At 44.9% G+C, this 20,180-nt stretch carries 21 protein-coding genes and 1 pseudogene; 9 read left to right on the top strand and 13 right to left on the bottom strand.

The genetic code is table 11. The annotated features are described in order from the left end of the window. Positions 1-179 precede the first annotated feature (179 nt). Complete coding sequence (thrS, locus tag NST16_RS20790) at positions 180-2,096, top strand: threonine--tRNA ligase (RefSeq protein WP_340888627.1); 1,917 nt, start codon at positions 180-182, stop codon at positions 2,094-2,096. A 119-nt stretch (positions 2,097-2,215) separates the two neighbouring features. Further along, the gene (locus NST16_RS20785; protein ID WP_010332297.1) at positions 2,216-2,635 is read left to right on the top strand and encodes a MarR family transcriptional regulator; all 420 of its coding nucleotides are present in this window, start codon (positions 2,216-2,218) and stop codon (positions 2,633-2,635) included. Between the two features lie 42 nt (positions 2,636-2,677). Here NST16_RS20785 and NST16_RS20780 read toward each other — a convergent pair whose 3' ends face one another. Next, positions 2,678-2,866 carry a 2-hydroxymuconate tautomerase gene (locus NST16_RS20780; protein ID WP_003222038.1) on the bottom strand — a complete coding sequence of 63 codons (189 nt, stop codon included), beginning with the start codon at positions 2,864-2,866 and terminating at the stop codon, positions 2,678-2,680. A gap of 109 nt (positions 2,867-2,975) precedes the next feature. On the opposite strand from NST16_RS20780, the gene NST16_RS20775 reads away from it, so the two are divergent. The 3 genes from NST16_RS20775 to NST16_RS20765 all read left to right on the top strand — a co-directional run bounded on the left by NST16_RS20775 (position 2,976) and on the right by NST16_RS20765 (position 4,741). Further along, positions 2,976-3,635 (top strand): site-2 protease family protein, encoded by a 660-nt coding sequence (locus NST16_RS20775; protein WP_010332296.1) that lies wholly within the window; start codon positions 2,976-2,978, stop codon positions 3,633-3,635. Between the two features lie 12 nt (positions 3,636-3,647). Continuing rightward, complete coding sequence (locus NST16_RS20770) at positions 3,648-4,166, top strand: YwhD family protein (protein WP_010332295.1); 519 nt, start codon at positions 3,648-3,650, stop codon at positions 4,164-4,166. Between the two features lie 152 nt (positions 4,167-4,318). Then, positions 4,319-4,741, top strand: a complete 423-nt coding sequence (locus NST16_RS20765; RefSeq protein ID WP_326203975.1) for a hypothetical protein — start codon at positions 4,319-4,321, stop codon at positions 4,739-4,741. A 32-nt stretch (positions 4,742-4,773) separates the two neighbouring features. Here NST16_RS20765 and NST16_RS20760 read toward each other — a convergent pair whose 3' ends face one another. Beyond that, on the bottom strand, positions 4,774-6,849 hold the full coding sequence (locus NST16_RS20760) for a transglycosylase domain-containing protein (RefSeq protein WP_168749009.1): 2,076 nt from the start codon (positions 6,847-6,849) through the stop codon (positions 4,774-4,776). 200 nt (positions 6,850-7,049) lie between these two features. Between NST16_RS20760 and speE the strand changes: the two genes are divergently transcribed. Both speE and speB read left to right on the top strand, forming a co-directional pair. Continuing rightward, complete coding sequence (speE, locus tag NST16_RS20755; RefSeq protein ID WP_168749008.1) at positions 7,050-7,880, top strand: spermidine synthase; 831 nt, start codon at positions 7,050-7,052, stop codon at positions 7,878-7,880. A 60-nt stretch (positions 7,881-7,940) separates the two neighbouring features. Further along, entirely contained in the window at positions 7,941-8,813 is an 873-nt protein-coding gene (gene speB / locus NST16_RS20750) for an agmatinase (protein WP_010332291.1), read from the top strand. A 131-nt stretch (positions 8,814-8,944) separates the two neighbouring features. Here the strand turns inward: speB and NST16_RS20745 are convergent, their stop codons facing one another. After that, positions 8,945-9,064: a PhrC/PhrF family phosphatase-inhibitory pheromone gene (locus NST16_RS20745; RefSeq protein WP_024123223.1), complete on the bottom strand. Its 120-nt coding sequence runs from the start codon at positions 9,062-9,064 to the stop codon at positions 8,945-8,947. Next, the gene (locus NST16_RS20740) at positions 9,048-10,193 is read right to left on the bottom strand and encodes a Rap family tetratricopeptide repeat protein (RefSeq protein ID WP_340888623.1); all 1,146 of its coding nucleotides are present in this window, start codon (positions 10,191-10,193) and stop codon (positions 9,048-9,050) included. The genes NST16_RS20745 and NST16_RS20740 overlap by 17 nt, the downstream gene beginning before the upstream one ends. 226 nt (positions 10,194-10,419) lie before the next feature. Here NST16_RS20740 and NST16_RS20735 point away from each other — a divergent pair, with 226 nt between their 5' ends. Together NST16_RS20735 and NST16_RS20730 are read left to right on the top strand one after the other, a co-directional pair. Further along, positions 10,420-11,772 carry a YncE family protein gene (locus NST16_RS20735; RefSeq protein WP_340888622.1) on the top strand — a complete coding sequence of 451 codons (1,353 nt, stop codon included), beginning with the start codon at positions 10,420-10,422 and terminating at the stop codon, positions 11,770-11,772. A 40-nt stretch (positions 11,773-11,812) separates the two neighbouring features. Then, on the top strand, positions 11,813-13,168 hold the full coding sequence (locus NST16_RS20730; RefSeq protein ID WP_268448083.1) for a YncE family protein: 1,356 nt from the start codon (positions 11,813-11,815) through the stop codon (positions 13,166-13,168). Between the two features lie 6 nt (positions 13,169-13,174). Here the strand turns inward: NST16_RS20730 and NST16_RS20725 are convergent, their stop codons facing one another. The 9 genes and pseudogenes from NST16_RS20725 to sboA form a co-directional block, all read right to left on the bottom strand. Then, positions 13,175-13,876: a bacteriocin biosynthesis protein AlbG gene (locus NST16_RS20725; RefSeq protein ID WP_340888616.1), complete on the bottom strand. Its 702-nt coding sequence runs from the start codon at positions 13,874-13,876 to the stop codon at positions 13,175-13,177. Then, entirely contained in the window at positions 13,873-15,150 is a 1,278-nt protein-coding gene (locus NST16_RS20720; RefSeq protein ID WP_340888615.1) for a M16 family metallopeptidase, read from the bottom strand. The genes NST16_RS20725 and NST16_RS20720 overlap by 4 nt, the downstream gene beginning before the upstream one ends. A 5-nt stretch (positions 15,151-15,155) precedes the next feature. Continuing rightward, on the bottom strand, positions 15,156-16,319 hold the full coding sequence (locus tag NST16_RS20715; RefSeq protein WP_340888628.1) for an insulinase family protein: 1,164 nt from the start codon (positions 16,317-16,319) through the stop codon (positions 15,156-15,158). Beyond that, positions 16,309-17,622, bottom strand: coding sequence for a bacteriocin biosynthesis protein AlbD (locus NST16_RS20710; RefSeq protein ID WP_340888614.1), 1,314 nt, complete (start codon positions 17,620-17,622; stop codon positions 16,309-16,311). The genes NST16_RS20715 and NST16_RS20710 overlap by 11 nt, the downstream gene beginning before the upstream one ends. Continuing rightward, positions 17,615-18,334 (bottom strand): ATP-binding cassette domain-containing protein, encoded by a 720-nt coding sequence (locus NST16_RS20705; RefSeq protein WP_010332280.1) that lies wholly within the window; start codon positions 18,332-18,334, stop codon positions 17,615-17,617. The genes NST16_RS20710 and NST16_RS20705 overlap by 8 nt, the downstream gene beginning before the upstream one ends. Then, complete coding sequence (gene albB / locus NST16_RS20700; RefSeq protein ID WP_010332279.1) at positions 18,331-18,492, bottom strand: antilisterial bacteriocin subtilosin biosynthesis protein AlbB; 162 nt, start codon at positions 18,490-18,492, stop codon at positions 18,331-18,333. The genes NST16_RS20705 and albB overlap by 4 nt, the downstream gene beginning before the upstream one ends. 12 nt (positions 18,493-18,504) lie before the next feature. Continuing rightward, positions 18,505-19,851 carry a subtilosin maturase AlbA gene (gene albA / locus NST16_RS20695; RefSeq protein ID WP_340888608.1) on the bottom strand — a complete coding sequence of 449 codons (1,347 nt, stop codon included), beginning with the start codon at positions 19,849-19,851 and terminating at the stop codon, positions 18,505-18,507. A 37-nt stretch (positions 19,852-19,888) separates the two neighbouring features. After that, positions 19,889-20,029, bottom strand: a pseudogene (locus NST16_RS20915) (bacteriocin-like protein SboX). Continuing rightward, positions 19,986-20,117: a subtilosin A gene (sboA, locus tag NST16_RS20690; RefSeq protein WP_003222002.1), complete on the bottom strand. Its 132-nt coding sequence runs from the start codon at positions 20,115-20,117 to the stop codon at positions 19,986-19,988. The pseudogene NST16_RS20915 and the gene sboA overlap by 44 nt, the downstream one beginning before the upstream one ends. Between the last annotated feature and the right edge of the window lie 63 nt (positions 20,118-20,180).

Here is a 20,180-nt window from a genome sequence, read left to right as displayed (position 1 = left end):
GAGCAGCATTGGGGAACAATCAGTATCCAATGCCGTTGATGCTGCGTTATAGCACCGAGCCGATGAACATAAATGTTCGTTGGGAACTTGGGTGGAACCACGGGTTAATTACACACTCGTCCCTTACAGAGGGACGGGTGTGTTTTTTTATATACAAAAATTAATAAGGAGTGTTTGAAATGAGTAAACATGTAAGTATTCAGCTTCCGGACGGACAGGTAAAGGAATATCCGAAAGGCACTACAGTCAAAGAGGTGGCTGCCTCCATCAGCTCCAGTCTGGAAAAGAAAGCAGCAGCGGGACAGGTTAATGGCCGGCTCGTTGATGTCAGCTTTAAGCTGGAGGAAGATGCTGAGCTTTCAATTATCACACTGGATTCTCCAGAAGGCTTACAGGTGCTTCGCCATACATCAGCGCATGTGCTGGCTCAGGCAGTGAAACGGCTGTACGGCGAAGTGTCCTTGGGAATAGGGCCTGTCATTGAAGACGGATTTTATTATGATATGAAGCTTGATCGGAGCCTGACTTCCGGAGATGTAGAGGCCATCGAAAAAGAGATGAAGCATATTATAAACGAAAATATGGATATCAAGCGAATAGAGGTTTCTTACGAGGAGGCTGAAGCGCTTTTTGCAGGAAAAGGCGAGCCGTTTAAGCTGGAGATTTTGAAAGACATTCCACGCGGGGAGAACATTACGCTGTATCAGCAGGGAGAATTTGTTGACCTGTGCCGCGGGCCGCATCTTCCTTCAACAGGAATGATCAAGGCGTTCAAATTAACACGGGTGTCAGGTGCTTATTGGCGAGGAGACAGCCAAAATGAAGTCCTTCAGCGGGTGTACGGTATTGCGTTTCAAAAGAAAAAAGATCTTGAGGCGCATCTGCATATGCTGGAAGAAGCAGCGAAACGGGATCACCGCAAGCTGGGAAAACAATTAGAGCTGTTTATGTTCTCGGAAGAAGCGCCGGGAATGCCGTTTTATTTGCCAAAAGGGCAGATTGTCCGCAATGAGCTGGAACGCTTTTCGCGTGAGCTGCAAACAAATGCCGGCTACGCCGAGGTGCGTACGCCGTTTATGATGAATCAGCGGTTATGGGAGCAGTCGGGGCACTGGGACCACTATCGCGACAATATGTATTTTTCAGAAGTAGATCATACTGCATTTGCAATGAAGCCGATGAACTGCCCCGGCCATATGCTCATCTTTAAAAACAGCCTGTACTCTTATCGGGATCTGCCGATTCGTATGGCGGAGTTCGGCCAGGTGCACCGCCATGAATACAGCGGTGCTCTAAACGGAATGCTCCGCGTCCGGACGTTCTGCCAGGATGACGCACATATCTTTGTTCGGGAAGATCAAATCGAGAGTGAAATCAAAGAAGCCATTCGGCTGATTGACGAGGTATACCGCACATTCGGTTTCGAGTATACGGTTGAACTTTCCACTCGCCCTGAGGATTCATCAGGTGAAGACAGCGTGTGGGAAATGTCTGAAAACGCCTTGAAACACGTCCTTGAGGACCTGGATCTTCCTTATGAAGTAAACGCAGGGGATGGAGCGTTTTACGGAGCGAAAATCGATTTTCATATTAAAGACGCTCTGAAACGGAGCCACCAATGCGCCACAATCCAGCTTGATTTTCAAATGCCTGAAAAATTCGATTTAACATATATAAATGAGCACAATGAAAAGGTTCGTCCCGTCGTCATTCACAGGGCGGTATTCGGCTCAATTGACCGTTTCTTCGGCATTTTGATCGAGCATTTTGGCGGAGCTTTCCCAGTCTGGCTTGCGCCGACGCAGGTCCAAATTATACCGGTTTCTCACGTTCATATGGACTACTGCAAAAAAGTGCAGAGTGAGCTAAAGCGGCTCGGGATAAGGGCCAATATTGATGAACGCAATGAAAAGCTTGGCTACAAAATCAGAGAATCACAGATGCAGAAAATCCCGTACATGCTGGTGCTTGGGGATCAGGAAGTGAATGAAAAGGCGGTAAACGTCCGTCAGTTCGGACATCAGAAGAGTGAACAAGTTCCTTTTCAGGTATTTAAAGAGAATATTGTCAAACAGGTGAAAAATCGAAGCATGTAGGAGAAAAGTTGCGAATTCGCTGTTTGCTTTTTTGACTTTCCCTATCTGGTATCAGTAAAATAATAAGTAAATCATATCGTTCGTATGTTATGAATGCATCTCGAAATGGGGAAATCTACATGGACCATGACAAACTGGAAGCAAATTTGCTGGATCACGCACTTACAAAATATTTGAAAAGCACGAAGCAATTAGATGAAGCCACCGTTCCAAAACACGTGAATAATGTAAGAGGATTTATTCTGCGGATCATATACAGACATGGGAGCTGCACCATAAAGGATATTCTGAAGGAGGTCACACTGTCTCCCTCTGCCACCACAACCGCTCTGAACCACTTAGAGCAGGAAGGGTTTATTGAGAGATCCAGAAATAACAATGACCGCCGCACCGTATGGATTACGCTTTCTGAATCGGGGCAGGCAGCGGCTCTTCAAATGATCCAAAACCGCCAGCAGCTGATTGACGGCATGTTTGAACGTTTAACTGCCGAAGAGAAGGCATCGTTTTTAGCCATTATTGAAAAAATGACGAAATAGAGATGAAAAAGCCGGCTTGCGAAGCGCCGGCTTTATAAAAGATTATTCCATATCGCTGAGGCGTTTGCCTGCGACCGCGTAATGGTCTTTTCTCATTTCTTCTATAAAGACAACAATTTTTTCTTCAGAGGCACCGGTCGTTTCTTTCACGGCTTCTGTTACTTTCTCAACTAGATTGCGTTTCTGCTCGTCTGTACGGCCTTCAAGCATTTTGACGGTTACGTATGGCATAGGTGTGAATCCTCCTTTATATCGTTTTCCTCTCTTTAGGAAAAGAGGCTTCTTATAGTATACTGAATAAAGTAAATTCTTGCATTTTCAGAAAGAGGGATCATTTCACTTGGACCGTTTTTTATATTATCCGTTGTCTCTAATGCCATATCTGGTCATTACTTTAATTGTTTCGTTTACAATGCATGAGCTCGCTCACGCCTATGTCGCATATAAATTTGGTGACAATACGGCGAAAAGAGAAGGAAGACTGACGCTGAATCCTATCAAACACCTTGATCCGTTCGGAACCATTTTGATCCTGGTGGCCGGCTTTGGATGGGCTCGCCCTGTTCCCGTCAATCGCCGTTTCTTTAAGAAACCTCGTTTGGCCGGCGTACTCGTATCCATTGCCGGGCCGATCAGTAACCTGATTCTTGCGTTTATCGGTTTCTCTTTGTTAGTGTTGATGCATGCTTACGGAATGGAATTGCTTGCGGCATTCAGTACAGGACTGGATCAGTTCTTTTCAATCTGGATACAGCTGAACCTCGTTCTGTTTTTATTTAATCTGCTGCCGCTGCCGCCGCTCGATGGCTATCGTATTATTGAAGATCTCGTCCCGCCGGGGGCGCGTGCCAAGATGACGCAAGCGGAAAGCTACGGCTTTATCGTCTTTTTGGTACTGTTTGTGACACCGCTCGGATCCTACGTGCTTTGGCCACTGCTAAATGCCGGAAGAGATCGGATTTTACAGCTGTTTTCAGCGATATTTCAACCGCTTTTGTAGGAGGTAGAACTCATGGAAGAAAAAAAGAAAAAATCAATCGGGTTTAATATTATCAAAAGTGATCCGACAGACGGACACGGCGGATTCGGCGTAGGGGCACTCAGCCTTGATAACATTTCCCCTGTATTCGTCGATGTAGAGGAAAAAGAAGCGTTCGTTGACATCGGCGCGATGCACGCCCGCAGCGTCGTTGAAAAAGGAATTAAATTTCTGCCTAATAAAGAAGAAGTTCCAAACGGCAAACCATACTGGCTGGTATGGGTGACGATTGACAGAAGAGAAGAGGGCCCTTATTACGCAGGGGTAACAGCCTGTGAAATGACGGTCGACAGAAGCATCAGAAGAGGCTACAAATCGCTGCCGGAGCATGTGAATCTGATGGATAAATCGATGAAACGGAACATTATCATTGATCAAATGGATGACAGCTCGAAGCGAGTGCTTGGCGAATTTCTGAAAAACCATGACCAAGGCCTGTGGGAACGCTCTTCTGATGAATTGAAAAAAGGACTGCTTCCAGAAGAAAATTAATTTGTGAACTTTCTGTGAACTTTTAGAAAATTTGAATTATTTTCTGTGAACATTGAGTAAACTGGTGATACAGAAATAGGACATGGAAAATCCCGAGCCGAACCAAGACTCGGGGTTTTTCATTTTTTTTTGGCAGATAGGAGAGAGATATCATGTTTCAAACCATGAGGATTGGTGATTGGGTCATTGAAGCGGACGTGGAGGAAACGAGAAGGCAGTATGCAAAAGATATTGAGGATATGTGCGAATGTCTTCTTTGTGAAAATGACCGGGAAGTAATGAAAACACTGCCGCGTGAGAAGGCGCAAATGTTTGAGGATTTTGGTCTTCAGCCGTCTGTTTGTACCGATATTAATGAATTTGGACAGGAGGGTGACCGTCATCTTTATGTGGCCAGCTATTTTATTGTCGGACGTATTATAGAAGGGAAAAAAGAATGGGATCCGGACCGTAACTGGTATATATCATTTGAATTGCCGAGAGATGACCACTTTATCCCCGAAGGATTCCCGAAACCGGTTCTCCAGCTTGACTGCGTGACGCTGCTCCCATGGATAATCGAAGAACCATATTAAATAACCCGGCATTTAAGCAGCCGGGTTATTTTTTATTGATTCCGTCCCAGCCATTTGTCCCACCACTTTTTCGGGGAGGCGGGCTTTTCCTTGACTGGATGCTGGTCTTTTGTTTGTTTGACAGGCTCTGAACCGTAGCACACATTCGCTGGCTCTGTGCCTTTCACAAAATACGTGTAATGCTTGGCTGCGCAGCCGGGGCCGGAGGAGTAGCCTGTTGCCGGATCGATGTAGACGCCGGTCACGCCTTTTGGCGGTTTAAAGGCTGTTTCGGGTTCTCCTTTGAGCGCATCCTCCATAAACTCCGCCCAAATGGTTTTGGCATAGTTTTTTTCTTCGACTGAGTCGATGGTGCTGTTTTTGTCATAGCCCGTCCACACACCCGCAGCCAGCTTCGGATTGAAGCCGATCATCCAGCTGTCCGCGCTTGTTGTGCCTGATTTTCCCGCATAGGTTCTAGTCAGGCGGTCCGTGATTGTCCGTCCTGTCACGGATGTATAGCCGTTTAAATCTGTATCAAACATGCCTGTCATCATATTAGCGGTCACAAAGGCAGCTTTTTCATCCAGTACTTGTTTATGCTGATTCGGGCTTTCGTACAGTACATGGCCGGCCGCATCAGTTACCCTCGTGATAAAGGTCGGTTCAATTTGCTTCCCGCCATTTGCAAGCATAGCGTAAGCATTGACCATCTCAATCGGGCGCACCGGTTCTGTGCCGAGGGCCAAGGATGGCAGCGCTTGGAGCTGCGCGGTGATGCCAAATTCCTTTGCCGCCTGAACGAGCTTGTTCATCCCGAGAAAGAGATGGGTCTTCACAGCGTAAATGTTGTCAGACAGCGCCAGTGCCTGAAGAAGCGTAATCGGTTTGTTTGCGTAATAACCATTATAGTTGCTTGGAGAATAGGTTTCTCCCTTTGCGTCTATTTGAAACTCGGTTTCTTCGCTTTTCATCAGTGTCACCGGCGTAAACCCGCTCTGGATCGCTTTATAATACAGTAACGGTTTGATTGTCGAAGCGGGCTGGCGTTTCGCCTGTGTCGTCCTGTCAAATGGGCTTTTTTGATAATCTCTACCGCCGACTTGAGCGAGAACATGTCCTGTGCGTGGATCAATGGCTGAAAATCCGACTTGAATGTCAGAACCGGCGTTAACTGTTTCGGTAATGGTTTCCTCGGCAATGCGCTGAAGCCGTTTATTTACGGTTGTATACACATTTAACCCGCTCGTTTCAATTTGCTCCCGCGTCATGCCGAGTTTTTTTTCCAAATCTCTCATCGCATTATCATAGAAATAAGGCGCTTTTCTGCTGATGGCGTGTTTATTCAACGGCTGATAGGAAAGAGGCTCTTTGATCAGCTCGTCCGCTTTTTTGCGGCTGATCATCCGCTGCTTTTCCATCATCCGCACAATTGTTTTTTGGCGATCCTTAGCCTTTGTTTCATTGACATAAGGCGAATAGCCGGAAGGTCCTTTCGGAATACCGGCCAAAAGCGCCGCCTCCGCATCTGTCAGGTTTTTGGCATGCTTGCCGAAATAGAGGCGGGATGCGGCTTCAATGCCATAGGCGCCGTGTCCGTAGTAAATCGTATTTAAATAGCCTTCTAATATCTCGTCCTTAGAATAGTTTTGTTCCAGGCGGATTGTATAGAACGCTTCATTCCATTTGCGTTTCCACGTTTTGTCGTGTTCAAGATACAGGTTTCTCGCGTATTGCTGAGTGATGGTGCTGGCGCCCTGAACCTTGGCCAGCGCTTTTAAGTCGGCCAGCGCCGCACCGGCCATGCGTTTATAATCAAAGCCATGGTGATCATAGAAGTTCTGGTCTTCAATTGCCACCGTCGCTTTTACAATCGTCGGATTCATGTCCTTTAAGGGGACCCAATAGCGTTTTTCGCCATAGTTCGTCTCCCCGAGTTTAGAGCCGTCACTTGCAAATAAAATCGTGGATTGCGGCACTTGAACTGAGGGAGCGCCCTGGTATTTAGCTATCAAAATGACAGTCATAAACACAGCAGCTGCCGCTAAGCACGCGAAAGCCCCAAGAAAGATAAAGGCGCGAACGGTTTTGAGCGTCAGTCTCAGCCGTTTATTTGTCATTGCATCCACAATGGTTCCCCCTTTTTTTATGTTTCTACTATTATGAGAAAAAAAGATTGTTTTTAAACATCGCATACAGGACGCATCTTTACTTTTTCCCCGCCATCCTCTATACTTTTTCCTTAGGTGAAAATGCGATTTCAACCGGGAATAAAAGCTGAAAAGACGCTTACAATAAATGAAATACAGCCTTGAAAGGGAGATGACAATTGAGCGAACTTTGGTACACAGAGAAGCAGACGAAAAACTTTGGCATTACATTGAAGGTTAATCAAACATTACATACAGAACAAACTGAGTTTCAGCATTTAGAAATGGTGGAAACAGAAGAGTTCGGCAACATGCTGTTTTTGGACGGTATGGTCATGACGTCAGAAAAAGACGAATTCGTTTATCACGAAATGGTGGCGCATGTGCCATTGTTTACGCACCCGAATCCTGAGCATGTGCTGGTTGTCGGCGGCGGTGACGGCGGCGTCATCAGAGAAATTCTGAAGCATCCGAGCGTGAAAAAAGCGACACTTGTTGATATTGACGGCAAGGTCATCGAATACTCTAAAAAGTTTCTTCCTTCTATTGCAGGAAAACTTGACGATCCGCGTGTTGACGTGCAAGTGGATGACGGATTTATGCACATTGCGAAATCTGAAAATCAATATGACGTCATTATGGTAGATTCAACTGAACCAGTCGGACCTGCTGTTAACCTGTTTACAAAAGGGTTCTATGCCGGAATCGCGAAGGCGCTGAAAGAAGACGGCATTTTCGTCGCTCAGACGGACAACCCATGGTTCACACCGGAATTAATCACAAATGTACAGCGTGACGTGAAGGAAATCTTCCCGATTACAAAGCTGTATACGGCGAACATTCCGACATACCCAAGCGGTTTGTGGACATTTACAATCGGTTCGAAAAAATATGATCCGCTTGCAGTGGAAGACAGCCGTTTCTTTGACATTGACACGAAATATTACACAAAAGATCTTCATAAAGCGGCGTTTGTTCTGCCGAAATTTGTGAGTGACCTGATTAAATAATGAATGTATGGCGCAGGAGCGAATCTTGCGCTTTTTTACAGGAAAGCGAGGGTTTTATAGATGAGATTTGATGAAGCTTATTCAGGAAAAGTATTTATCGCGAGCCGTCCAGAGTGGGAAGAGGCGGACGCCATCCTTTATGGCATGCCGATGGACTGGACAGTGAGCTATCGTCCGGGATCACGCTTCGGCCCGGGAAGAATCCGCGAAGTGTCAATCGGCCTTGAAGAATACAGCCCGTATCTGGACCGTGATCTGGCGGACCTAAACTTCTTTGACGCCGGCGACATTCCGCTGCCATTCGGCAACCCGCAAAAAAGTCTTGATATGATTGAAGAATATGTGGACAGCATTTTAGAAAAAGGGAAATTCCCAATGGGCATGGGCGGGGAGCACCTCGTGTCATGGCCTGTCATTAAAGCGATGTACAAGAAATACCCAGACCTGGCGATTATCCATTTTGACGCACATACAGATCTTCGCGTTGATTATGAGGGAGAACCGCTTTCTCACTCCACGCCGATCCGCAAAGCGGCAGAATTGATCGGACCGCAAAATGTGTATTCATTCGGAATTCGTTCCGGCATGAAAGAAGAGTTCGAATGGGCAAAGGAAAACGGCATGCACATCTCTAAGTTTGAAGTGCTTGAACCGCTGAAAGAGGTACTTCCGAAGCTGGCAGGCCGTCCGGTATATGTCACAATCGACATTGATGTATTAGACCCTGCACACGCACCGGGAACAGGAACTGTTGACGCCGGCGGCATCACGTCTAAAGAACTGCTTGCATCCGTGCATGAAATCGCGCGCTCAGAGGTACATGTGAAGGGCGCTGACTTAGTGGAAGTCGCACCGGTGTACGACCACTCAGAACAAACGGCAAACACAGCCAGCAAAATCATCCGTGAAATGCTGCTTGGGTTTGTGAAATAAGAGAAACATCCAGACTCTTGTCTGGATGTTTTTTGTTCCCGTGCTTTGCAAACATCTTCTTCAAGGGTCAAGACAGCATGGATGGGGAAACTGGAAAGAGGGAACGAAAAAAACCGCCGATGAAGGCGGTCTTAGATCATAGCACGTTGTGCAACATCAAAATGTTCTGTAGATGAATTTGATACTTCCACTGTGACAAATACAGCACTCACAGCTAAACAAGCGAGTAATAATTTATACTTCCATTTCATATAAATTCACCCCCCCTTGAATGTGCTGTCTTGCTTCTTCAACCTTTAAAAAATAAGTAGATGCTTTTTTGTAATTTTCCTTCTGATGATAATACTTAGCAACATCGAGTGCAAAGTCTTCAATATCAGCATACATCATTTTACTTTCAAGGAAAACAAAACATTTTTCTATTGCTTCTTCATCAGGTCCAGACAAGTATAAAGATTCCAAAAATTCAAACTCCATTAAGTACACAGTGTCTTCGGCAGCTATTGAATATTCTCTTCCTTTTTTATGATATTCACAAGCATTATCAATCTTACCTAATTTAAAATAAATTTGTGTAATTAGGAAAAAGGCTTGTGGCAGTGAAGGTAGCATTTTCGATTCTTCAAAAACATGAATAGATTTTTTTACATACTCTATCGCTGATTCAAGGCTGTGTTGGTTTTGCTTGCAAAGTGCAATATTATAAAGCGTTCTTCCCATTAGCTGCGGCTGCTGTTCTGCTTCAGCAAGTGTATAAGCTTTTTGGAAATGAGCAATTGCTTTATCATACTGTTTCAGGTCCAAAAAGTTAGCTCCAAACAGGGACTGGCATTGAATCATTCTGATATCATATGTAGTTTGTTCATTGTATATTTCAAAGGCTTGACGTGCATAGTCCATGGACACATAAGTTTGCTTCATATAGTAATACACTTCTGACATTTTGAAAAAGAATTCAGCTTTATCAATTTTATCTTTAACAAAATTCAGTTTGCTCTCTGCTTTTTTAAAAAAATGAATGGCTAATATATATTCCCGGCAGTCCAGTTCGTACATACCTCTGAAGAAATTAAAGTAGTATTCAAGCAGTCCGGTTAAACGAGCCTGTTTTTTATCAATTTCAAGCAGCAAATCGGACAGTCGCGGCTGTTCCTCTATCCGCATTTTTTCTAACGGTTCAAGATACTCAAGCATCAGATTGTGCCGGAATTCCATCAGTGAATAATACAAATGAAGATCCTGGTCTTCTTCTATTTGAGCCAGCTCTTGTTTGATTTCTCTTCGTAAGTATTCCGCATCCGGTATGCTGAATCGGCGTATGTACATGTACCATTCATTAATCTTTTCTCCCACGGAAGAAGAAGATATGACACTTGTCACCTTTGAAAATTCCTCCCTTCACCATTCTATATATGTCATATTTTATCATTTTCATTCAGATCAAAAGCGCAAAAAAACCGCAATTTTTTTTTCGTTACACCGCATGGTGGCCGGAATTTCTTCAAAAACAGCTTTTACCCTCGGCTGTTTGTACAAGCAAACACATTCACCTTCCATATTCTGTTGTATCTGCGTGAGCAGTGTATGTTGAAAAGGAAGTGATGAAATGAGGAAAAACAAGCTTTCCTTTAAAGAAAAAGCAGAAGCTACACAAGATTGTTTGTGTTTTTGTGAGGAAGAAGTCAGCCGTGAAGCCACGTTTCAAGCGCCGATAGAAGTGCCCGAGGGGTTTGTTGTTGATCCGGCTGAAGCGGTAGCGAATGTCACGTGGAATGCAGACAGCCTATCCTGTGTCAGTGAACGCTGTTTAATTCAAACGGGGCCTGAGCCTGATGAGGTCGGTGTTCAATTTGCAGTACGCCTGCAGGGGACCGTTACGATCCTCGTCAGTGTCTCACCTGTGCGAAACCAATATGGACAAGGGGAGGGGGCTGTTTCTGTCATTCACAATGCAGAGATCGATCAAGTCGTCTATTATTCTGATGAACCGGATGATTGCCCGGATATCAGTGACATCACGATCGAGAACCTTGTTGTCGTCCCGCCGTTTTACGGCAGTCCTTTATCGGTGACGGGAACGATTGTGCTTGTACCGGGACCGGAGCCTGTTTATGCGTTTACAGCGAATCCAGATGATCAGTCGGTTTCTGTGATTGATACCAATACTCATACCGTGGTGACAACGATTGCTCTTCCGTACGAGCCGACAGGTATTGAGATGACCCCGGATAAAAGCTCTGTGTTTGTCTTGCATTTTAACAATAATATGATTTCTGTCATCGATTATGACACATTGACTGTTACTGCATCCATACTGCTAAATCAGCCGCCTGAAACAATTAAATTTGGGCCTGAGCACGATTTCGCTTATGTTCTCGCCGGTAATGCTATTTATGTGATCAGAATAGAAACTTCAACTGTAGAAAGGTCTATTCCTGTTGAAGGGTATGATATTGCAATTGATCCTAATGGGTTGTTCGCCTATGTTCTTGATTTTGGTTTAGTGCAAAAAGTGGATTTATCTACCGGTGACGTTACAGGAACGATTGAACGAGAGCTTATTGTCAATTCTATAGAAACAAATCCGCCGGAGCGGTATGCCTATGTATTAGAACAAGATCACTTCTTAAATTATTTGACGATTATTGATTTAGATACGTTTACGATCAGTAGCACCCAAGAGCTGGAGTATGAGGGTGAGTATCAAATGTTTAAGAGCGGTTCAGGATTGTATTTGTTTGATGGTTTCACTCACAATCTATATTCCGTCAGTCCAAGTGGTGCAGGCGTAATAGGAAATCTTCCGCAATCGGCAAGAGATTTTGCGTTTACCCCGAATGGCGAATTTCTGTATGCAACTCGTTTTATAGAGCAAAGCATCATTGTTTACAACACGGATGACTATTCTGTGGAAACTGTCATATCGCTTAGCGTTTCACCGAGTGACATTGCGATTTAACCAATTGTATATTGTGCCTTTCTAAAAGGGATGTGAAATCATGAAAAAGAATGACCTTTCTGCTTTACAGGAAAATTGTTTCTGTTTTTGTGATGAAGAAGATAGCCGTGAAGCACCATTTCAAGTTCCTATTGAAGTGCCGCTAGGTTTTACTGTTGATCCGGCTGAGGCAGTTGGGAACGTGACGTGGAATACTGATAATCTTGCATGTATCAGTGAACCTTGTATAACCGAGGCAGGGGTTGTTTATGGCATTCGCCTTCAAGGAACGATTGAATTATTGGTTAGTGTTGAACCCGTACGGAATGAATATGGACAGGGAGAGGCAGCAATCTCAGAGGTTCATACAGCGGAAATTGATCAAATTGTTTATTATTCCGGACAGGCAGAGGACTGTCCGGATCTGAGCCAAGTTACACTAGAAAATATAGTGATTGTTCCGCCTTTTTACGGAAATCCACTGACCGTAACGGGAACAATCATTCTAGTGCCGGAGCAGGAGAAACGTTCTTACGTGTTTACTGCCAATACTGGAGACAGCACGGTTTCAGTTATTGATGCAGAATTAAACACTGTTGTAAAAACGATTCCATTTTCTGCTGTCCCGACTAATTTAGGCGTTACTTTTGATAAAGCATACACGTACGTCCTTCATGGGAATACCAACCTTGTCTCAGTAATTGATAACAACACACTAACGATTATAAATACCATTACTGTTGGAGGAGGGCCTAGAAAGATTGAATTTGATCCAACAGACGAGTTCGCGTATGTGATGGCCGCTGGCTCTATTTATATAATTAACATGGCTTTCCAAACGGTGATTAATGTCTTCCCAGTACCTGGTGCCTCAGATTTTGCCCTAGATCCAAATGGACAGTTTGTCTATATCGCCAATACGAGTGGATGGTCGGTTGATCAATATGATGTGAATACAGGCCAGTTGGTAGCAAGTATCATTAATACATTTGAATATCCAAGCTTAATTCAAACCCCTTACGCTGGTAATTTTGCTTACGTGATGAATAATGAACTGTGGCCGAAAAATGTAACAGAAATCAGTTTGTCACCATTAAGCAGGGGAGGCGACTTTGACCGCCTATTTGACACCCTGAGGACGATTGTATTTTCTGCGGATAGCACTAGAGCTTACTTTTTAGAGACTTATAGTGAACCGTTTCTCATTGACAATTTACATGTCGTTGATACCGCTACACAAAGTATCATTGCAAACGTATCATTTCCTAATGCCTTTGATTTAACAGTCACACCCGACAATCAATACATTTACGCGGCACAGCCCGGCGACAATGCAGTGACCGTGTACCGCACGAGTGATTATACAGCCGTGACGGTCATTCCGGTTGGCGCGGGTCCGTCTGCGATTGCGATGTAGCTTACTTCACAGGTCGAGAGAAGCGAAACTGCGATAAGAGAATCGTTTATAAATAAAAGACCCGATCTGCTGGATGGCAGCTAAGATGATCAGAAACAGCAGTTCACTTATAGTAAAACTGAACATCCACCATATCCCGGCTCCTGTCAGCACGCCCACAAGTGCTTTTCTGAACAGGCTGCCATGCTGGAATAGCTGCAGCAAATACGTTCGCATATAAAACAATAAATACAGAATTAGTAACACCGCTAGCCCCATTGTAATGGAAGGGGGCGTGTGAAAGCTGAAGGGAACGGCTTTAACGATTTCGAACATGCAGCCGAAAACGATGACCTGATATAATACAGCAGCCATCACATATGATTGTCGGATGCCCCTATAGCTGTCGCGCAGCATTTTTACATCGCCGGCATAACGGCTGCACAGCTTGCGATGCTGAAAGTCACAGCAGCTTTGATGAGACTGTGTGAGTTTCTGAAAAGCTGCTGTCATGTTTTTGACAGATTGCGTCACATAGTGAAGATAGAGAAAGGCGGGCAGCATTAGTACGGAAGCGGCACAAGCCAACAGCCCAAGGCGGGCAGCGTCATTTTTAATCAGCTGTACATATCGGCCTGCGGCTTCGGCACCTGAGTCAAACCAGCCGAAGGAATAAGCCGCCATGGCCGCAAGCAGCAATAATAAAGTAAAGACAGTGCTTTTTTTCATTGTCTCATCACTTCTTTCTGGGGTACATGAATGACTGCTTTGTTAGAAGAAACCATTGCTTCAATGAGAGCCAAGAAATCATGAGAATTCATCTGCTGAATGGTGCGGTAAAGGCCGAGAAACGAGTAATCGTACTGTTCACACTCTGCCGCCCATTCAAAGCATTTACGCACGTAATCACTGTCATAGATGATCACGTTGACTAAAGAATCCTTGCCGTATTCAAGCCAGGCTTCGGTACGGTTTTTCTGCTGCGTGATATAGTAAGATGCTACATCAATGTATGCGGAAGAATGTGCCCCTTTACTGTGAAGGATCAAAAAGCCGCCATCCTCTGATAAGTGAACATCCGCGGATAGGCTTTGGATATTCAAGCGGTACGTTTGCCGGATCTCTTGAAAAAACGGCGAATCCATGTGAAACAGGATGCGAGAGGCAATGTCCCAGTACAGCTTCAATGTCAAAAGTCCGTTTTCTCCTGGGAGCGCCCCGATTTGTATTCCGGTCCAAGTGTCTTCCGGCTGCTCCTCATCACCCTTTACGGCTTTTTGTGAGAGGGGAGGGCATGCAGGAATGATTTTTCTGTCAGAGCGGCTGCTAGAGCGATTTTCCAGCCTGAGCTGAGAAGGCAAAAGAGTTTCCGCGTCTTCTGTGCCGCCGATCAGAAATAGCGTCATCCGATGGGGCTGGTAGGCGGCCGCATAGGCTTCCTGCAGATCACAGACCGTTAGAGCCTCAATGTCTTTTTTTCTGCCCGCGGGGAAGACTGCGGCTGGTGAGGCAGGAGACAGCATCTGGATTAGCTGATAATGGTAATGAAGCTGGTGGTTAAGAAGCGCCGTTTCTATTTCACTTGTAATCACGGCTTTTTCCTGAGCAATGATCTGCTCATCAAACGAGTGGTTCCATAATGCGTCAAGCAGGATTGGAATGGTTTGTCTAAGCCGATCCGGCAATGAGGTAAACATGAAATTTGTATCAGTGTAAGTAGTGAATGCATTCAACAGCGCTCCGTGTTCAAAAAAATCACTATACAGATTACGGCCGTTATGCCAAAAGAGGAGGTGTTCTAAAAAGTGCGCTGTGCCATATGGCAGCAGTCTGCCGTCGGTTTCTGATTGTAAGCGGACATCCCGGCTTCCAAAGTCGGTTTTGACATTGCACAGTCTTAAATGAGCGCGGGGAAATTGTAACCTAAATATTTTCATTCCGTTTTCTGCGTATCTGATATCGGTTCGTTCATCCAGCTGTTGAAAAAAGGCTTCCTTTTCCATATCTCTCATCCCCTTACTACATGAGCTCCGATATATGTAATTTTCTTGGTGAATTGCAGCAAATCACGGCAAGTGACCGCTGAGATGCTGTCCAGCAAGTCTTCTTTTGTGCAAGAGAAACGGCGCAGGATTCCCATATAGGCTAAGAGCCCTTCAGGAGAATCAAATTGCAGCAGGATTTCATTGATTAAAAATTGCTTTGCCTTGTTTAATTCGGGTCCATCCGCGTGAAAACCTGATACAGCTTCCAATATTCTTGGAGGAATCTCGTTTTCATAAATCTGGTCGGTGCATACGGAAACAAGCAGCATATTGCTCATGATGTCATAGCGGGTGATTACATGGTAAACAGCCAAATCTTTTTCGCGAAAATGCCGAAATAAAGCGGAATGGCCGTACTTGCCGAGCAATCCGTCTATCAGCTGGATGGCTAAATAATCGCGGATATCTTTCATGTCTCCGCAGTCAAAGCCAAGTGTCATAACGGACGGTCCCGCTGTACTGCGTGTCTCTGTTTCAAAAATATGCTGATTCACAGGTTTTCTTACAGCAGACACGGCGGACGCCTTTGAGGCATGTCCCTGAACATCACATGACTGTATATTTCCTAATATGTTCAGCTGTTTCTGCTGAGAAAATAAATCAGCGATAAATTCCGACGCATCCAGAAAACGTTTAGGATGCACAGCTATTAGCTTTTCTTTTCGGCCAAACATAGCAGTGCCATACATCGGGTTTCCAAAGGCTTCTTCCGCCAGACGGGCTGCTGAATAGGAGAACGGGTCAGCGAATTTCTTTTCCATTTTCAGCAGCAGTTCGGCTTTTGCCTTTTCCGCTGCGCTGGCAGAAAGAGAAACCGGAAAAGAGGACATGTCAACAAAAGTGTTCAGAACGGTATCTGTTTGAAACCCCTCACCATATAACGGGTGAATCATGCGTGTCCCGTACGTTTTCAGCTGCTGGTCAAAAAAGAGATTTGCTGAATACATGAAGCGGCGGCCGGCGGCATAGCCGAAGGTGTCGATGATATTTTGCTTCTGGTGTGCAGCCGCGCCGTAAAAATAGATTGCTTCCTCCTCAGGTTCCGCCGCGCTTTCGATCGGCTTCAGAAAGCTCGCGGCGATCGAGATGGTTGAAAATTGATCAGTCGTCAGCAGGTTAACTTCCAAGCCGTTCTCTTTTTCCGCTTGTATCAAAGAAACCACCATCCTGTTTTTGCAGTAAATAGACAATGATCAGCCCGGCAATCGGAATGACTGCCAAGGAAATAACAGTGCCTGTTAAAGTTGCTAAAAAAAGAGGAATACAAAATACATAGGAACGGTATTTAGAGAAACCGCTCCAGAGCTGCTGCTCCGTTTGCCAGCTGAAGGACGGCTTTTTTTCATCTGAAATTAACCGAATATAAGCCCCCGCCAGCAGCAATTCCATACACTGCAAAAAAGTCAAAAGTGAAATCGGCCGGCCGCTGATCAAGCCCATTATCATGGCAATCAAAATAAACCCGCCGGCCAATAAACCGGAATAAAAGCGATATTTCGCCCAAAGCATCGTTCTGCGTTTAATCGGAAGCGTGATCAGCAGCATCCGGTCATTTTTTTCAAGAGAATACAATAAAGCAATCGGTGAGCAGATCAGCAGGAGAGCGCTAATTACGATATAGACGACATGCTGATCGGCAATGCCGGTGTTCATCATCTGAAACGAGAAGAAGCCGCTGAATGCCCCCATCACGATATAATTTAACAGCATCGCTTTAGAGGAAATAAACCGGTTCCATTCTCTTTTATAAAACGAAAATTCTGATGACCGCATAAAAGAATGCATCTTGCTCTGCTGCTGAGGCGCCTGCAAAAATGAAGGGAAGTCAATCGCAATAGCCCAGAGCATGTGAATCGTACATAGCGGGATCGTCACGGCAGGCATCAAAGCCGCACTGAAGCACACGCAGGTGAATACCGCCGCATGCAGCAGGAGTGCCGTTCTCCTTTTTTTAACGAAGAGATTGCTTAACAAAACGCCGAAAATAATTGAATAGACAGTAAAAAACGAAAATCTGCCGAGCCAATACAGGGTTTGTGCTCCTGACAGCGTTCCGTTTCCGAATAAGAACAGCGGTAATATGAAAAAGAAGAGCGTCCTTCTCAAGCAAGTATCAACAAACAAAACCACACTCTGAGCGAGCCAGAAGCTCCGGGAAGAGATCGGCAACAGACAGCTCAGCTTCATGTAAGATTCCTTCCATTGGGATGCAACAGAGAGAAATACCATGTACGCATTCATAAACAGAAGCGCGAGTGTGATGTATGTTTTTCCTAAAGTTGATTCATCAATGCCTGCCTGGCGGATCAGCCCGATTTCAAACAAGGCCAGAACGGCAAGCCCTGCGGTGATACGAATGGCGTCTTTTTTTCCTTGGCGGCCGTAAAGCTGCTTGAACAGCAATGACAGAATCGGAAACAGGTTATTCATGGCCGATCACCTCAAAAAATTCACGCCGAAGATCGGTCTCCTCTCCAATCGGAATGACCTTCCGGATCTGTTTGTGATGAAGGATGGCCGCATAATCACAAAATCTCTGCACCACATCGAGCAGATGGGAAGAAAACAAAATCGTTCCGCCTGCCTTGCAATACTCTTTCATTTTCTGATAGAAGACCTCTATTGACTCCACATCCAAGCCGACAAGCGGCTCATCCAAAATAAACAGGGGAGCCCCGAGCAATAGCCCAGTCATCAACACAACCTTTTGCCTGTTGCCGAGGGACAGCTCGGAAATTCTCCGGTTTGTGTATTGGGAAAAGTGAAATTCCTCTGCCAAACTGTTAAACTGCTGCTCTGAGAAATCTTTCTGATACAGAGAATGAACGAAAGAAACATAGTCCTTCGCCGTAATTTCTGTAAAAAGAAGTGGATAATCGGCAGCGAAGTAGCGGCGGATCTTCAGCTCATCTGATGTTTTCTGCGGCATGCCGGCGTTCGCTTCAATGCCGCACAGCGTAAAGTGTCCGCTGAAATTGCGGTTAACCCCAGTCAGCGTATTGATCAGCGTTGTTTTTCCGGCGCCGTTTACCCCGAGCAGTCCGTAAACGGCGCCTTTTTCTAAATGTAAATCTACGTTTTCTAAGATAACGTTGTCTTGCTCGTACCATACGGATACATCGTGTATATCCAAAATGCTCATCGCGAGTCAGCCTTCCGCGCGCGCATACCGAAAATAATGGCGATGGCGATAGAAATCAGCGTAAACACATAATCGCTTTTTACGAAGTAGACGACCGCGCCGATGACAAAAATAATTGAAAGGATATACAGTAGAATTTTTCTTTGTGCTGGTGACAAATTGTTTCCCTCCTAAATAAGCTGGACCACATCTTCTAATTGTTCATTTTTGGCCCAGGAGCAGATGTTTTTTCTGTGGTATTTGTTGGAGTTCAGCCCTTTTAAGTAACAGCCTCCGCAATAGCCGCTGAACGGGCATTTGTCTTTCATGCAATGCTCGCTGAACCGCGGCGCCTGCGCTTTCCACAGTTTATGGACAAGAGGGGAGTCAAAGATGCTTTCATATGAATCATGAAATATATTTCCCAATGAAAATTCCTTCGGGAAGAGCGCGCACGGGCGTACTTCTCCGAACGGGCTGATCACAATCGATTTCCAGCCGGCGCCGCAGTTCGCCGCGCGTTTTCTTTCATACGGAATGATCGGGATCAAATCTTTAAATTCATCAATGACATTTTGCTCATACTCCATAAATTTGCGGTGCTGTTCGGCATCTTTCGTCGGATGGACAATATATCTGCCTCTTCCGAAATCATCAACCCAATTGTAAGAGAACGCTTTCGCACCGAGATCGCGCACCTTTTGGGCCATGTCGTGGATTTCCCACATGTTTTTTTCGAAAACCGACATGGCGACTCTGACAAAAATACCATGATCACTCAACAATTTTATCGTTTTACAGGTTTGGGCAAAAGAGCCTTTTCTCCCTCTAAATGAATCATGCACGTCGGACTGTACGCTATCCAGTGATATGCCAACGATGATTTTTTGCTTATAGGCTTTTAACATCTCCAGGCTTTCTTTTCGCATCAGCGTTCCGTTGGTTAAGACGGCGACCTTTTTGAATTTCTTTAACACATATTCAAGAATCTCATTGGCGTTCGGATGAACGAAAATTTCGCCGCCTGTGATTTCACACGTTAAAACGCCGTTGTCATACAGCATATCAGCTGTTTTCTTAAATTGATCAATGGATACGGTGCCGAGCGCTTCCGGCGAGCTTTCTAAGTAGCAGTGAGCGCACTTTAAATTGCAGCGGTGTGTCAGCTCAAATGTGGCATGCAGCGGCATTGGAAATTCATTGCTTCCGCTGGTGACGATTTTGTGAAAGCGTGCACGGTTTTCAAGCTGAATGACCTGCTTATTCAAAAGCATGCTGAGCATGTCATAGTACCAGTCCTTATGGTCTTCCGGCGACTCATCATACTTTGCGCATTGCTCTTCTAAAATCTGTTCAGCCGTTTTTTGACCGTCCATCAGCATACAAAGCTCGTAAGCCGTTTTGTTGAGATCTAAGTATTCAAAATCAGAGATCGAGACGTTATCACGCAAGTAGTCAATTTCCAGCACACCGCCCTCAGGCAACTGGTGGACTCTTACACTTTCATTAATAAATGGAAACATCTGCTCTATAAACAAAATACCATCCCCTATACATATGATTCAAATGTAAAAATCATTGTGTATGTATAACCAAGATGTAGATTTTAGTTAAATTTTGTATTTTAGTTAAAAAGGGCATAGTAATTTACTATGCCCTTTTCCGGAGAACCTTATCCCCAGAGACCGAATAGACCTGTTGCACCGGCAATTTCAAAATCAGGGATAGGGCCGTCCACTAAGCAAGCGGCTCCGATTGAGCATGTTGCACAACCTTTGTTTTCTACAATGACAGCTTTTTTCATAATTGAATCCTCCCTTTTTTTGTTTTTCTAGCAGATCTTTGATGTACTTTTATATTAAAACTA

It is taken from the genome of Bacillus sp. FSL K6-1005, assembly GCF_038000225.1.
GTDB classification, from domain to species: domain Bacteria; phylum Bacillota; class Bacilli; order Bacillales; family Bacillaceae; genus Bacillus; species Bacillus mojavensis.
This window is presented reverse-complemented; position numbering and strand designations above follow the sequence as displayed.